This window comes from Paenibacillus sp. FSL K6-2393, from assembly GCF_038002545.1.
GTDB lineage: Bacteria > Bacillota > Bacilli > Paenibacillales > Paenibacillaceae > Paenibacillus.
In genome coordinates, this window is record NZ_JBBOCU010000001.1 from 3,142,021 (window position 1) to 3,157,674 (window position 15,654).

A 15,654-nucleotide genomic window follows, 5' to 3' on the forward strand; every position below is an offset into this window, starting at 1 on the left:
AAAAGCTTAATAAATAAAAGTAATGTTATATTCTCTGTACTTGGGCGTTCGACTCAGGTACAGGGAATACAACTTACACTTATATTTTAATTAACGGAACTTATTGTAAGCGCTTCATAAGTTTTCTGAAAGATTACTGATAAAAATGCTTAAGAACCCTTTGAGCTGAATTTCCACATCCGGCTTAACTACCTTCAAAGGAGAGATCAAATGAAATTTCTAATTGCCCTTCTTGGTTTACTCGTTGTTTTTGGACTGGCTTATATCGCAAGCAACGGTAAAAAGAAGATTCGCTACCGGCCACTGGCCGTAATGGTTGTTTTACAGGTGATCCTGGCGTATGCCTTGCTGAATACAGGGGTCGGGACATGGCTGATTGGCGGCTTCGCCACCGTATTTAAAAGTTTGCTTGATTATGCAAATGAAGGAATTGCGTTTGTATTTGGTGATTTGACGAAGGTTGAAGACGCAACTGGCGGGGTCCCATTCTTCCTGAACGTTCTGATGCCGATTGTTGTCATCTCTGCCCTCATTGGGATATTGCAGTATATCCGAATCTTACCTTTTGTTATAAAATATATTGGTCTGGTATTAAGCAAAATCAACGGAATGGGCAAACTGGAATCATATAACGCGGTTGCTTCGGCTGTATTGGGGCAATCTGAAGTGTTCATTTCTGTGAAAAAACAAATTGGGTTGTTGCCAAAACATCGGCTGTACACCTTGTGTGCTTCGGCGATGTCCACGGTATCGATGTCGATTGTCGGTGCCTATATGTCCATGATTGATCCGAAATATGTGGTTACGGCACTTGTGCTAAACCTGTTTGGCGGTTTTATCATTGCTTCCATTGTGAATCCTTATGAGGTTACAGAGGAAGAAGATATATTGGAAGTACAGGAAGAGGAGAAACAGTCCTTCTTCGAAATGCTTGGCGAATACATTCTGGATGGATTCAAAGTTGCCATCATCGTAGCTGCGATGTTAATCGGATTTGTTGCCTTGATTGCACTTGTTAATGGAATTTTCAGCGCGGTGCTTGGCATTTCATTCCAGGAGCTGCTTGGTTATGTGTTTGCACCATTAGCCTTTATTATGGGTGTTCCTTGGAAGGAAGCGATTCAGGCGGGAAGTATTATGGCAACCAAAATGGTATCCAACGAATTCGTTGCCATGCTTGCTCTAGCGAAGGAGACCTTATTGTCTGCCAGAACAACAGGGATCGTATCCGTCTTTCTCGTATCGTTCGCTAACTTCTCCTCCATTGGTATTATTGCCGGTGCGGTGAAGGGACTTCATGAGAAACAAGGTAATGTGGTAGCCCGCTTCGGTCTGAAACTGCTTTACGGTGCATCGCTTGTCAGTGTATTGTCAGCGATCATCGCCGGACTGTTCTTGTAAACCGGATTATTGGAAGGAGTGCTTAGGTTATGTCAACATTCAAAAGAGTACATCTGATCGTTATGGATTCTGTAGGGATCGGCGAAGCGCCGGATGCAGCAGAATTTGATGATTTTGATGTAGATACCTTCGGTCACATTGCACGTGAACGCGGAGGTCTGAAAATGCCTCACATGGCCAGTCTCGGACTGTCCAACATCAAAGAAATCGAGGGTGTCCCTGTAGCGGATGCACCTAAAGCGTATTACACCAAGATGCAGGAAGCATCCAGAGGCAAAGACACAATGACAGGTCACTGGGAGCTGATGGGTCTTTACATTGATACACCTTTCCGTGTGTTCGAGAATGGTTTTCCCGATGAGTTGATTCAGCGCATTGAAGAGAAAACAGGCCGCAAAGTAATTGGTAACAAACCGGCCAGCGGCACGGAAATTCTGGATGAGCTGGGTGCAGAACATGTTGAAACTGGCGCGCTCATCGTTTACACATCCGCGGATTCGGTTCTGCAAATTGCAGCACATGAGGACGTTGTCCCATTGAAGGAACTGTATGAAATCTGTGAGTTCTGCCGTGAAATTACACTTGAAGATCCGTACATGCTGGGCCGCATTATTGCACGTCCATTTGTAGGTGAAGCGGGTAACTGGAAACGTACTGCGAATCGTCATGACTATGCACTCAAACCTTTTGGTCGTACTGTTATGAATGAACTGCAAGATGGCGGATTTGATGTGATTGCCTTGGGTAAAATCGCAGATATCTATGATGGCGAAGGTGTGACCAAGGCTGTTCGTACCGTCTCCAACATGGATGGTATGGACAAGTTGTCCGAAACGATGGATGAAGAGTTCACTGGACTCAGCTTCCTGAACCTGGTTGATTTTGATGCCCTGTACGGTCACCGTCGTGATCCGCAAGGTTATGCTCAGGCACTTGAAGACTACGATGCAAGACTGCCAGAGATTTTTGCCAAAATGACCAATGATGACCTGTTGCTGATCACAGCTGACCATGGTAACGATCCAACATACCGAGGTACAGACCATACACGTGAATATGTACCACTGCTTGCCTACTCTCCGCGCTTCAGCGAGGGCAAAAAGCTTGATCTGCGCAGCACATTTGCTGACCTTGGCGCAACCGTAGCAGAGAACTTTGGAGTGAAAATGCCGGAATACGGCACCAGCTTCCTGAAGGATTTGAAATAAGTTTTTCAAAAAATGGATAGGGGAGGTCGGAGTAGCTTGGGCTGCTCCGGTCCTGCCATCATAATAGACTAATTTGTATAACTGGAGGAGATTCATTCATGAGTACACATATTGGAGCAAAACCCGGGGATATCGCAGAAACGATCCTATTGCCAGGAGACCCATTGCGCGCGAAATATATCGCAGATACGTACCTCGAAGATGTTGTATGTTACAACGAAGTTCGTGGAATGCTCGGTTACACAGGTACATATCAAGGACACCGGATTTCGGTGCAAGGTTCAGGGATGGGTATTCCGTCCTTCGCCATCTATGCTAACGAATTGATCAGCGAATATGGCGTAAAAAACCTGATTCGTGTTGGTACTTGTGGCGGTATGCAGGAGCATGTACGTGTACGTGACGTCATCCTTGCACAAGCAGCATGTACAGATTCCAGCATGAACAAACACGTATTCGGTGGTTATGACTTCTCACCAATCGCTACGTTCTCCCTGCTGAAAGAGGCATATGACCGTGCAACAGCTAAAGGTATGAAGATTCACGTCGGTAACGTATTCAGCTCCGATTCTTTCTACCGCGATGACCGTTCCGTAACCGAGAAGTTGATGAAACACGGCGTACTGGGCGTAGAGATGGAAACAACAGCACTGTACACCATCGCTGCCAAGTTTGGTGTTAACGCACTGACCATCCTGACGGTAAGTGACCACTTGCTGACAGGCGAAGAAACATCTGCCGAAGAGCGTCAAAAAACGTTCAACGACATGATGGTAGTGGCTCTGGACACAGCAATTACATTGTAATAGTTGTATTTAATATTCAATATCAATTTTGATTTGGATCGAAACTTTTGTTCTAAGCACGGAGTGAAGGACTCGGAATCGATTCTGAAGAAGCGTTAGCGTTCGCCTTTGTCTCCGAGTTTTCTCCATTGCAAAATGGATCAAAAAAACTTGGAGACAACAGCGATCAAAAGAACGATCCGGAGCCGGAACGAATTAACATCAAAATGTTGTATAAGATGACAACGGATGTTCTTGTATTTTATATACAATAATCATTTGATTTTAATCGAAACTTTTGTTTGAAGCACGGAGTGAAGGACCCGGAATCGATTCTGAAGAAGCGTTAGCGTTCGCCTTTGTCTCCGAGTTTTCTCCATTGCCAAATGGATCAGAAAAACTTGGAGACAACAGCGATCGAAGGAACGATCCGGAGTCGGAACGGTCCCAGTACAAAGTGTTCTATACAAATCATTTACCCGAGGAGAGATCATCATGAGAATGGTAGACATTATTGCTAAGAAACGCGACGGAAAAGAACTGACAACAGCTGAGATTGATTTTGTTGTTCAAGGATACACACAAGGAGAAATCCCGGATTATCAAGTCAGCGCTTGGGCGATGGCAGTATTCTTCAAAGATATGACAGACAAGGAACGCGCTGATCTGACGATGTCGATGGTGAATTCCGGTGAAACGATCGATCTGTCCGCTATCGAAGGCATCAAAGTAGACAAGCATTCCACAGGTGGTGTGGGCGATACAACAACACTGGTACTCGCTCCACTCGTTGCTGCATTGGATGTCCCTGTTGCCAAAATGTCCGGACGTGGACTTGGTCATACGGGTGGTACAACAGACAAACTGGAATCCGTTGCTGGTTTCCACGTAGAACTTGAAAAAGAAGAATTCATTCGTCTCGTAAACGAACATAAGGTTGCAGTTATCGGACAAAGTGGTAACTTAACGCCTGCAGACAAAAAGCTCTATGCACTGCGTGACGTAACAGCTACCGTTAACTCCATTCCACTGATCGCCAGCTCCATCATGAGTAAGAAAATTGCAGCAGGTGCTGATGCAATCGTATTGGATGTTAAAACGGGTGCTGGTGCATTCATGAAAACAACGGAAGATGCTAAAGAATTGGCACATGCCATGGTAAGCATCGGTAACAATGTTGGCCGTAAAACGATGGCTGTTATCTCCGATATGTCCCAACCACTGGGTCTGGCGATTGGTAACGCACTTGAAGTGAAAGAAGCCATCCTCACCCTGCAAGGTAAAGGTCCAAAAGATCTGGAAGAACTGTGTCTGGCACTTGGACGTCAGATGGTATTCCTTGCTGGCAAGGCAGATTCCTTGGAGCACGCTGAGGAGAAATTGAAAGAAGTGATCCAGAACGGTAAAGCACTGGAGAAATTCAAAGATTTCCTGGCAAACCAAGGCGGAGACGCTTCGGTTGTGGATCATCCAGATCGTTTGCCACAAGCACAATATCTGGTTGAAGTCCCGGCAGACAAAGACGGCTATGTTGCCGGAATCGTCGCTGACGAAATCGGAACTGCAGCAATGCTGCTCGGCGCAGGCCGTGCAACAAAAGAGTCCGAGATCGATCTCGCTGTTGGTTTGATGTTGAACAAAAAAGTGGGTGACCCAGTCAAAGCTGGTGAGTCCCTCGTAACGATTCATGCCAATCGTGAAGACGTAACAGACGTCATCGCGAAGATCAAAGAAAACATTACAATTGCGGATCATGCCGATGCTCCTGTATTGGTTCATGATATCGTAACGGAATAATACAATCAGAGCAGACGAGATGTAATCTCATGTCTGACTGAACATGAAAGCCCCAAAGCGATGTAATCCATAGCTTTGGGGCTTTTTGTCGTTGAAAAGTACGCTGTTGGTTATTGCGAGCAACTACGGGCTCTTTATTTTCTCATACGCCATCACTGAGTCCGCATTGGTATAAATATAAGGCGTGGATGGCTCAGCTACACGTGTCACCTTTGTTGCCCGAATTTCAATCGTATCCTTACCATTCACCTGTGCTGAGCCGATGCTACCATCGATTTGCACCCAGCTATCTGTAGGAAAGCTATCCGCTTCTGGAATGTGAATCATCACGCCAAAGGGAGCCGCATCCGCGGGGCAACACATGACGAGAAATCGTCCCAGTGCAAAATGTGATTCATGATCCATGCTTTTATCACGGTAGACAAACCCGGTTAAGGAGATATCTTTGCCTGCAAATTGTCGCTGGAACATATCAATCGTGCCGAGGGTTTCAGAGAAGATCTCGGGATAGACTCGGATGACCTGTTCTGCATACAACTTCTCCGCCAGTTCAGCGAATTCGCGGCTATACTCGTCTGGAGGAACGAATTGTACTTTGGTAGCCGTTGCAGGCTGAACGGTCGTTGGTTTTTGCTTGAGATCTTGTACATTTAATTGCGTTGCCGGATCAGGTAAAGGCTCTTTCCGACGAATCTCGGGAGGGGTATAAGTGAGAGACATGCCTTTCTGACTGGCCATGGAGCTGCCGAGCGCCCGATCAGGTAACAAAAATCCTAGCAACAAGGGTATGGCAATCAGACCATATACCATTGAGCTACGAAGGAAGCCCGAGGGTGGTGGATGTTCACAGTCGCAATGAACCTCGTTTCTGCCGAACAGTCCATGCCAGGCCATGATAACAGCAATAAACAATAAGGGAACAGGGCAGCATAACAGCAGTTTTTGCATGGTAGGAGCCAAATAATAATGAAGCGAATCACTTGAATTCAAATGAATAATGTATACCGCAAGACCGCCGATCCAGACCGCACGGATCAGGTTATGCCATTGAATGATGTGTGACCTTGGAACAGGAGGTTGGGTCATCGTATAGATAGTGTGGTTCATATCATCACCTCATTTCTATTAATCATCAGGATGAAAGTTCATAGGATTAACCATTTAAGTCATGAAGTATTTTGCTCAACCTTTATACCAGCAGATTAATCAACCATGAGCCAGCGAAGACAAGCGTAATAATGGCTAGACTTAGACCAATAACAAACCGGGTACGGAAGGTCGAGAGCAGCATCAGGGTGCTTTTGAAATCCAGCATTGGACCAAGCACTAGGAATGATACCAGCGGCCCCAGTGCAAACGTATGTGAGAACGCAGAAGCCACAAAAGCATCAGAAGTGGAGCAGAGAGACAATACATAAGCAAATCCCATCATGAATACATAGGAGGCAACAGGACCATTGCCAAGTGAGATCAGATCGCTGCGGCTAATGAATGTCTGGATGCAGGCTGTAATCAGGGCACCGATCACCAGATATTTGCTCATATCGACAAATTCATCTCCGGCGTGAATGAAGAAGCTGCGCCAGTTTTTTACATGGTTATGATCATGTGCATTCGCATGTGCATGAGGTTGCGCCATTTTAAACCCAGGATGTGTCTTGACCTCTGTTCCTGCGACCTTTGGCATCCGAAGGGGATTTCGACGAACGAACAGATACACGAGCATACCTATGGAAGCAGCTACGGCAAAGGCCAGTCCCATGCGGGCAATGGTAATCTCAGGATGGGAGGGAAAGGCGAGCAAAGTTGCGGTAAATACGATGGGATTGACTACGGGACCACTCAAGATGAACGTCACTGCGATATAGGCAGGCATACCTTTGTGCATTAACCGTCTAACTACTGGGATCATGCCACATTCGCAGATGGGAAAAATAATACCGAGCAACCCTGCAACCAGCACACCGCCGATCGGATTCTTGGGCGTGAGTTTGCGGACCATTTCTTCGGATACGAACCACTGCATGAGCGAGGACAATAACACACCCATGAGCAGAAAAGGTGCGGCTTCAAGGAAAATACCTATGAATACGGTTTTCATATTTTGCAAAGCTTCACTGTTCCATGCTTCCTTCAAGTCTGGAGCCATTGTGATCAACACGGGAACAAGAAATGCACAAGGGATCAGGAAGGACAGGAGCTTCAGATTGGCTGCCATTTTCATGAAACAGACCTCCACAACTAGGACTTTGCTAAAATATATGCTTGTACGTGCGGCAACATACATCATTCCTATGTTTTAATCAACATTTTTACGATTAATCAAGATTTTTCATCATATTAGAGTTGACAACCGAGAGAAAACTGCGGTATAGTTCGGATTGCATCTTTAATAGTAATAATTACGATTAAAGTTAAAACTTAAACAGAGTGGAGGAAGCAGAAATGTCAGATCAACAGGTTCAACAGCGGGTTCCAGTAACCGTACTTAGTGGATATTTGGGTGCAGGCAAAACGACACTTCTCAATCATGTGCTTCATAACCGCGAGGGGATGCGGGTTGCTGTTATCGTTAATGATCTCAGTGAGGTTAACATCGATGCAGGTTTAATACGAGATGGTGGAGGATTATCACGTATTGATGAGAAACTGGTAGAGATGTCCAATGGTTGCATCTGCTGCACCTTACGGGAGGATCTGCTGAAAGAAGTCGAGCGGCTTGCGCTGGATGGTTCTTTTGACTACATACTGATTGAATCTACGGGTATTGGTGAGCCGGTACCTGTTGCGCAGACGTTTACGTATATCGATGAGGAACTCGGCATTGATTTGACGAAGTTCACTCGTCTCGACACGATGGTTACGGTTGTTGATGCTGCCCAGTTCTGGCGTGATTTTTATTCCAAAGAAACACTGAAGGATCGTGGACAGGAAGCGGGGGAGGACGATGTTCGCGGAATCGTTCATCTGCTGACGGATCAAGTGGAATTTTGTGATGTACTGATTCTGAACAAATGTGATCTGGTGTCGGAGGAAGAACTTTCGAAGCTTGAGAAGGCGTTACACGCCATGCAGCCAGAAGCTAAGCTTATTCGAACAACACATGGGCATATTGATCCAAGAGAGATATTGAACACAGGACGTTTTGATTTTGAAAAAGCAAGCCAGTCAGCGGGTTGGATCCGCGAATTAATGAAAGAGGAACATACCCCGGAGACTGAAGAATATGGAATTCATTCATTTGTCTATCATCGTAAACGTCCATTCCACCCGGAACGGTTGCTGCGTTGGATTGCGAAATGGCCAGATAATATCGTGCGATCCAAAGGCCTGATGTGGCTGGCAACAAGGAACCATATGGCGATCTCTTTCAGTCATGCAGGCACATCAAAGCAGCTTGCGCCAGCAGGAATATGGGTAGGTGCGATGAGTGAGGAGGAAAGGCAACTTCATTTTGGCGACACGCTGCCAAGCATACCGGACTGGGATGATGAGTGGGGTGACCGGGTGACGAAATTGGTATTCATCGGCATTGACATGGACCGGGCGGAGATTGAACGTACATTGGATGAGACCCTTCTTACGGAGGAAGAGATGTTGATGAACTGGCGTGAACTGAAAGATCCTTTTCCAGAGTGGAGTTGAAGTGAAAAGAAAAGATCTTCAAGTGCAATAGTGCCCCTGAAGATCAATGATTATATTGTATTAAGGACTTTAGCTAAAGTACAAATCGCCAAGATAAAAATCACCGTTGCCGCTTTTTTGCGGACTAAACACAAAGGTAAGGTACACTCCATAGGAACCCGTCCATCCTTGTGGATAATAAATGGCTTTGTAACTGTGTCTTGTTTTGGTTTTATCGTTCATTGCAATCACTTTAAAATCAGCTGATTTGATGTTAATCAACTGATCTGCATATTTAGTCAGCGTTTTTTTATCATTTGCTGCAATGATACCTTTGACTGTAGTCTTAAATTTATCTTTCTGGGATTGCTTACCCAGATCAAAAATGTCGATCTCGGGATTTTCAATAACTTTAGCATCTATGTATTTATCAAATTCACTAGTGCTACCTGTTTTAAGTGCTTTACCATACATTTTGATCAATGTTAAAGATTCTTTTTGCAATTTGACTATCATCTGAGCGTCAGTTCCAGTCATCTTGATTGAGCCAGAAGTGCTTGAGTTACTTGAACTACTTGGTTTACTTGAATCTTCAGAACCTTTGGCACCTGTACTGCTGTTATTACTACTCGAACTGCTTGGCTTACCGCTACCTGAATTAGTGATACTTACAACTTTGTTGCTAACATTCAGAGATACGTTGGCTCCCAGTGCTTCTGCTGTGGTACTTACAGGCAAGTAAACATCACCGTCATATACCAGTGCATTCAGTTTGTCTCCAGCTTCATTCTTGGGTGTCCAAGACAAACCGTTTACTTTAAAGCTAATGTTGCTGTCGAGTGCCGCTTCAATATCTTGAATTCCGTTTGAAGCTGCTACACCCAGGGCACCGAAAGCCAAACTGCATGCTACCAATGACCCAATAAAAGTTGATTTTTTGATCTTCATCTAGTTCCTCCGTAGGTAAAGTATAATGATACCAAAGCAGTATATCATATGAAATTATATTATGCATACAAAATTTTACTGTAACAGATATGGAGTTGACAAAAGAAAAGCTATAGACTAATATCATTAAATAGTAATAATTACGATTAAATAAGAGGAGGCAACAACCATGAGAGTCATTGTAACCTTAGCCTGTACCGAGTGCGGGGACCGCAACTATACAACAACCAAGAACAAACGTAACCATCCAGAGAGACTTGAGATGAAGAAGTACTCCCCACGTTTGAAGAAAATGACGATCCACCGGGAAACCAGATAAAAATTTTTTGTTATTTTTAAATCGTAATATTTACGAAAAGAGGGAGAGGCATGATACTATCCTCCATGCGTGATGTTGTATTTGGATATGGCAAAGAGCCGGTCATTGATCAACTGTCACTGGATATCCATGTGGGAGAGTTCATAGGCATCACAGGTCCCAACGGTTCTGCCAAAACGACCCTGTTAAAGCTGCTACTAGGGCTATTGAAGCCCTGGAGTGGCACGATACATATGAATCCGCAGTTGAAACGTGGGAACAAGTCCAATATCGGTTATGTGCCCCAGCAGGTGGCATCGTTTAATAGTGGATTTCCCAGTACGGTGAATGAACTGGTCCGGTCCGGGTGTTACACCAGGTTGGGATTATTCCGCAGATTCACAGCAACGCAGGATGCCATCGTTGAACGCAGTCTGCGGGAAGTTGGCATGTGGGAATATCGGAATACACGCGTCGGTGAGCTGTCCGGTGGACAGAAGCAGCGGATCTGTATTGCAAGAGCTATGGCTGGGCAACCGCAGGTTCTGGTACTGGATGAGCCAACAACGGGGATGGACCGCCACAGCCGTGAAGGATTTTACAATCTGATGCGCCACTATGTTGATGCTCATGGGATAACTATTATTATGGTTACTCATGGACTGGAAGAGATGGGAGATCGATTGGACCGAACGATTACTCTGGAGCTGCAAGAAAGTGAGGAATGGCAGTGTTTGAGTACGAATTCATGCAACGTGCCTTCTGGGCAGGTGGACTGATTGGAGTCATCGCTCCAATTCTCGGGGTCTATCTGATGCTCAGGCGGCAGGTACTAATGGCAGACACGTTATCCCATGTCTCACTTGCAGGGGTTGCGCTCGGTTCGGTCATGAATCTTAACCCGGTGATCTGCGGATTCGCCATTGCAATTATCGGTGCATTACTGGTTGAACAACTGCGTCGAAGTTACCGAACCTACAGCGAGGTACCTGTGGCAATCATCATGACTTCGGGGCTGGCTCTTGCTGTAGTGTTGATGAGTCTCAAAACCAATCTGTCCAAGACATTCAGCTCATACTTATTCGGATCTATTGTTGCGGTTAGCGATATACAGTTGTGGATGATGGCAGGAGTATGTGTCATGGGTTTACTTTTTTTCATCCTGCTCCGAAGACCGCTCTATAGCTTTACGTTTGATGAAGAGACAGCTTCCATTGGGGGCGTTCAGGTAAAAGGTTTATCGTTTGCATTTGCCATTCTGACAGGAATGACTGTAGCTTCAGCCATGCCGATCGTCGGTGTGTTGCTGGTGTCTGCTCTCATTGTATTACCTGCTGCCTTGGCACTGAGAGTGTCTCGCAGTTTTACAGCAGCCATCATTGTTGCGGTAATTACAGGATTAATCGGTATTTTTAGCGGGCTTACAACATCTTACCATCTAAATACACCACCGGGAGGAACAATTGCACTCATCCTGTTGGTCATCCTATTGACTGGAATATCAGCGCAAAAGCTGATTGCACGATATAACCGCAAGCGTCATAGCAAAGAAACGAAATCACAGCACGTCATTCTGGTCAACCATTCTAGGAGGAATACATCACATGAAATTCAGTAAAAAAGCTACGCTCGGATTGTTGTTTAGTCTTACACTTATCGTCGCAGGCTGCGGACAAAAATCCGCTTCTGATGCAAATACAGCTTCGACAGGCACTTCTGTTCCAGTCGAGACGAAAACGGCAAAATTAAACGTGCAGGTCAGCTTCTACCCGATGTATGAGTTCACCAAAAATGTGGCAGGTGATCTCGCTGAGGTGCATACCCTCGTTCCAGCGGGGATGGAGCCCCATGATTGGGAGCCCACACCACAAGATATTGCCAGCATTGAAAAAGCGGATGTGCTTGTATACAACGGTGCGGGTATGGAATCATGGATGGATCAGGTCACCGGAAGTCTAAGCAACGCTTCACTCATTCAGGTGGAAGCAAGCAAGGGCATCAACCTGCTTGAAGGTGGAGAGCATGATCACCATCATGAAGATTCAGAGGCAACAGAACATGACCACGATCATGACCATGCGAATGAAGCGACTACAGAAGAACATGATCACGATCATGCGGATGAAGCGACTACTGAAGAACACGACCACGATCATGCGGATGAAGCGACTACTGAAGAACACGACCACGATCATGACGCCGAGGCAGAAGCAGGACATGATCACGATCACGGTGGACTCGATCCCCACGTATGGCTGTCACCTGCATTGGCTGTCAAAGAAGTACGTAATATTGAAGCGGGATTAGCGCAGGCTGCTCCAGAACACGCTGAACAGTTCAAGCAAAATGCAGATGCCTATGTTGCTCAACTGGAGTCACTGGATCAAGACTTCAAGGCGGCTGTGACGGATAGCAAACGTAAGGATTTCATCACACAACACGCTGCATTTGGCTACCTTGCACAGGAATACGGATTGCAACAGGTGCCCATCGCAGGATTGTCTCCTGAGCAAGAACCCTCGGCAGCACAGATGGCATCCGTTATTGATTTTGCAAAAGAGCATCAAGTGAAGACAATTTTCTTCGAAACACTGGTTTCATCCAAAGTGTCTGAGACGATTGCAAGTGAAGTGGGAGCCAAGACGGCTGTATTGAACCCGATTGAGGGACTCACCGAGGAAGAAATTGCGGCGGGAATGGACTACATTAGCGTGATGAGACAGAATCTGGAGGCTCTAAAACTGGCGCTGAACGAATAATAAAAGATCAGTTTGATGCCTTTCACCGAAAAAGGTACAATAATACAACATGCTGAGGAATGGATCGCCATTCCTTTGCCTTTTTGCAAAGCAGAGAGCACAGGGATGTGCTCTCTCTTTGTTGAATAAGGGACCGGATCAAGGATAACAGGAGGACGCATTAGATGAATTTAAATGAGGAACATGAAGTGCTGTTAAGTGAACAGCCTGCCCATCTATGGAGACGGCGGAAGCTGGAGCTGATGCACTGGACGGAACGTGATAAACATACGGTATCCGCGAAGAAAACAGAGATTTGGAACGGTGTTGAAGTTGATGCTGAGCTTGTGAACGCATTGTCCATACTTCAGAGTGTGGGCGTGAGGACGGAATTTTCATGTGCAGGGGTGAGTCCGCTTGATGAACCTGTCGATCATTCCCTTTATGCTTATGTTACCCTGATACAAAGTGAGGTTGCAGATCAATTCGTGCACTATGCTCTCCGTCGGATGCGGAATCGACTGCTCGTTACACTAGAGGCTGAAAAAGGCCGATATGACCTATCTTCTTTTTTCATTGGACACAATCGGAGCTTCTGCTGGTGGATGGAGCACTGCGCCTTACAGTTCGGAAGCCGAAACGAATCGAGTGAAAAAAGCGTAGTATAAAGAATAGGCTTGTTTACTTGAAGGTAAAGGAGGTATGGCACGATTGAATAAGTGGGTCAAAACGATACTGTTCCTACTAGGCTCCGTCTTTCTTACACGATTCATCCCATTTTCGTCCTTGTTCCGTAACCTGGATACGATGATCCATGAATTCGGTCATGCACTAATGACACTGGTATTGTCAGGTAAAGTGTTGCGCATTGAATTGTACGCTGATCATAGTGGTGTAACTTACTCTTCCATGCTGACGCCAGGCAGATCGATCCTGGTTTCTCTGGCGGGATATATCAGTGCATCACTGTTCGCCTGGCTGTTGTTTTACTTATACCGCAAAGGCTTGCACATGTGGGGACTCGGTATTATGACGGCTGTCGCTCTGGTGTCGCTCCTGTTATATGTAAGAGGAGAGTTCGGTATGTTATGGCTGACCGGGTTTATCGTTCTGAATGTGGTCATTATGATTTTTGGCGCCAAGATCGTGAAGTTCTATTATCTGTTACTGGCGTTTCTTACACTGGAAGAGTCGGTTGTTAGTGCGGTATACGTTGGATTTATGTCCTGGACTCAGCCTTCACGGGCAGGGGATGCAGCGAATCTCGCTCAACAGACATTCCTTCCCGCACTGTTCTGGGGAACGCTGTTTGCTCTATTTGCGCTGTGGTGTGCCAAGGGAGCACTCGGTCTCTTTTTCCGCAAAGAAAGCACTTCGCGATCGTCACGGTCTCGGGGATTACGAAGAGCGTAATGGTTATAAAGGTATACAAAGCAAAAAAAGGCACTTCCTTTCTTCATGAAAGGAGAGTGCCTTTTAATTTTGGACGTACATCTGATATTAGAGTCTGATATTGAACACATGGAACCTAATCTCCAAGATTATCCCATAACACATAAAAGTAATAAATCTCTTCCATAATCGCCTTATCATCCTCTGCCGCAACGCCGCCCTTGATCCGAGCAAGCGTGCCCAGAATATCATATATCGTTTCACGCTCTACACTGAACTGAATGCGGTTAACGACCTTATCCCAAGCTTGCATTGCGTAATTAACTTGAGACTTGGCTTCAGTCCATTGTTTTCCCTCAACCTGTTTCTCTAACGTTTGTATAGATTCAAGCAAGCGATCATCGTTGCCAAAGGGCTTTTTGAGAAAGGCTCCGCTAGCCATAATCGCAACGAATACAAGAATGAGGAAGATCGGAAGCACATATAGCAGCCAGAAACGCGTTTTCATTCAACCGCCTCCTTCATGTAAAGAGTTTAGAAAGGCCCCTCATAATCGCCCATATCGATTTTTTCGGTGATCTTATCCTTGAACAGGTCCACATACAATTTGTCATTGGGTAATATGGCGGCAAAAGCGATATCCTGTATCGTAATGTTTTGCTTTTTCAGCTGTTCACTGAGCCAATTAATATCTTTGTGTCTTTCCTCAAGATTTTGCTTAATCAGCAGGCCATCAATGATAATCTCGGTCATCAGCTTGCTCTTCGGCGGGTGCATATGCATGTCTTTTGCGGTTACCGGTTGATTCTCAGGTTTCAAAACAACCGAGAGGCTGCCATCCGGTTCCAGAATCGCATAATCTAACGTCGTAATATCAAATACATCCTTTTGCCGCAGCATCATGGTCAATTCATCAAATTTGACTCGCATTTTACTCAGGTTCTGTTCGAGAATTTTACCGTTCTGGATGATCAATGTGGGATCTGAGTCCATTAATTTGGAGATGGTGCGATTCTTCAGCGTAATATACTGAAAGATGATCGTAATGATTGTGAAAATGGTCAAGGCCACAAAATGAATCCAGGCCTTGGACGAGAGATCGGTTGCAAACGTACCTGCAATGGAACCGATTGTGATGCCGTTAATGTAATCAAAATACGTCAAGTTACCCATCTGCTGTTTGCCCAGCACCCTTGTATAGATGATCAGGGTCAGAAAGGCAATAATAGACCGTACGGCAACAACCCATGTTTCTTCCATCATATATGTATCACCTTCCTTTATTTCACCGTAGCTGTATTATGAGGTTGTTTAAAAAGTTTGCTTTTGAACATGCATTATAACAAGCTTCTCCTATGCTGGATGATCTTATGCTTGAACGCAAAAAACCGAAACCTGGGTATGTATCCCAAGCTTCGGTCTCTATAAATTCTCTATATTAGTTGAACTGATTCATTTGCACG

General features: G+C 45.4%; 16 protein-coding genes. 11 read left to right on the top strand and 5 right to left on the bottom strand.

Annotated elements, in window-relative coordinates; genetic code table 11:
- The first annotated feature begins 210 nt into the window (after positions 1-210).
- From MHI14_RS14030 to MHI14_RS14045, 4 genes are all read left to right on the top strand, one after another.
- The gene (locus MHI14_RS14030; protein ID WP_133385110.1) at positions 211-1,401 is read left to right on the top strand and encodes a NupC/NupG family nucleoside CNT transporter; all 1,191 of its coding nucleotides are present in this window, start codon (positions 211-213) and stop codon (positions 1,399-1,401) included.
- A 29-nt stretch (positions 1,402-1,430) separates the two neighbouring features.
- A complete protein-coding gene (deoB, locus tag MHI14_RS14035) occupies positions 1,431-2,609 on the top strand; it encodes a phosphopentomutase (RefSeq protein WP_017688192.1) in 1,179 nt (392 codons plus the stop codon).
- 98 nt (positions 2,610-2,707) lie between these two features.
- A complete protein-coding gene (deoD, locus tag MHI14_RS14040; RefSeq protein WP_017688193.1) occupies positions 2,708-3,415 on the top strand; it encodes a purine-nucleoside phosphorylase in 708 nt (235 codons plus the stop codon).
- A 474-nt stretch (positions 3,416-3,889) separates the two neighbouring features.
- Positions 3,890-5,191 carry a pyrimidine-nucleoside phosphorylase gene (locus tag MHI14_RS14045; protein ID WP_150366780.1) on the top strand — a complete coding sequence of 434 codons (1,302 nt, stop codon included), beginning with the start codon at positions 3,890-3,892 and terminating at the stop codon, positions 5,189-5,191.
- Positions 5,192-5,314: 123 nt separating this feature from the next.
- Here MHI14_RS14045 and MHI14_RS14050 read toward each other — a convergent pair whose 3' ends face one another.
- Both MHI14_RS14050 and MHI14_RS14055 read right to left on the bottom strand, forming a co-directional pair.
- A complete protein-coding gene (locus MHI14_RS14050; RefSeq protein WP_341130560.1) occupies positions 5,315-6,298 on the bottom strand; it encodes a TIGR03943 family putative permease subunit in 984 nt (327 codons plus the stop codon).
- Positions 6,299-6,380: 82 nt separating this feature from the next.
- Positions 6,381-7,415, bottom strand: coding sequence for a permease (locus tag MHI14_RS14055; protein WP_133385107.1), 1,035 nt, complete (start codon positions 7,413-7,415; stop codon positions 6,381-6,383).
- A 221-nt stretch (positions 7,416-7,636) separates the two neighbouring features.
- Between MHI14_RS14055 and MHI14_RS14060 the strand changes: the two genes are divergently transcribed.
- On the top strand, positions 7,637-8,836 hold the full coding sequence (locus tag MHI14_RS14060) for a GTP-binding protein (RefSeq protein WP_339309659.1): 1,200 nt from the start codon (positions 7,637-7,639) through the stop codon (positions 8,834-8,836).
- A gap of 69 nt (positions 8,837-8,905) precedes the next feature.
- Here MHI14_RS14060 and MHI14_RS14065 read toward each other — a convergent pair whose 3' ends face one another.
- On the bottom strand, positions 8,906-9,763 hold the full coding sequence (locus MHI14_RS14065) for a stalk domain-containing protein (RefSeq protein WP_133385105.1): 858 nt from the start codon (positions 9,761-9,763) through the stop codon (positions 8,906-8,908).
- Positions 9,764-9,932: 169 nt separating this feature from the next.
- Here MHI14_RS14065 and rpmG point away from each other — a divergent pair, with 169 nt between their 5' ends.
- The 6 genes from rpmG to MHI14_RS14095 all read left to right on the top strand — a co-directional run bounded on the left by rpmG (position 9,933) and on the right by MHI14_RS14095 (position 14,212).
- Entirely contained in the window at positions 9,933-10,082 is a 150-nt protein-coding gene (gene rpmG / locus MHI14_RS14070; protein ID WP_036613813.1) for a 50S ribosomal protein L33, read from the top strand.
- 50 nt (positions 10,083-10,132) lie between these two features.
- Complete coding sequence (locus MHI14_RS14075; RefSeq protein WP_341130561.1) at positions 10,133-10,840, top strand: metal ABC transporter ATP-binding protein; 708 nt, start codon at positions 10,133-10,135, stop codon at positions 10,838-10,840.
- The gene (locus MHI14_RS14080) at positions 10,786-11,679 is read left to right on the top strand and encodes a metal ABC transporter permease (RefSeq protein ID WP_249912543.1); all 894 of its coding nucleotides are present in this window, start codon (positions 10,786-10,788) and stop codon (positions 11,677-11,679) included. Before MHI14_RS14075 ends, MHI14_RS14080 begins: the two co-directional genes overlap by 55 nt.
- A complete protein-coding gene (locus MHI14_RS14085) occupies positions 11,666-12,820 on the top strand; it encodes a metal ABC transporter solute-binding protein, Zn/Mn family (protein ID WP_341130562.1) in 1,155 nt (384 codons plus the stop codon). The genes MHI14_RS14080 and MHI14_RS14085 overlap by 14 nt, the downstream gene beginning before the upstream one ends.
- A 164-nt stretch (positions 12,821-12,984) precedes the next feature.
- Complete coding sequence (locus tag MHI14_RS14090; RefSeq protein WP_249912545.1) at positions 12,985-13,467, top strand: hypothetical protein; 483 nt, start codon at positions 12,985-12,987, stop codon at positions 13,465-13,467.
- A 43-nt stretch (positions 13,468-13,510) separates the two neighbouring features.
- Entirely contained in the window at positions 13,511-14,212 is a 702-nt protein-coding gene (locus MHI14_RS14095) for a M50 family metallopeptidase (RefSeq protein WP_091029626.1), read from the top strand.
- A 115-nt stretch (positions 14,213-14,327) separates the two neighbouring features.
- Here the strand turns inward: MHI14_RS14095 and MHI14_RS14100 are convergent, their stop codons facing one another.
- Entirely contained in the window at positions 14,328-14,699 is a 372-nt protein-coding gene (locus tag MHI14_RS14100) for a DUF4363 family protein (RefSeq protein WP_091029627.1), read from the bottom strand.
- A gap of 26 nt (positions 14,700-14,725) precedes the next feature.
- Complete coding sequence (locus tag MHI14_RS14105) at positions 14,726-15,454, bottom strand: DUF421 domain-containing protein (RefSeq protein ID WP_091029630.1); 729 nt, start codon at positions 15,452-15,454, stop codon at positions 14,726-14,728.
- Positions 15,455-15,654 lie beyond the last annotated feature (200 nt).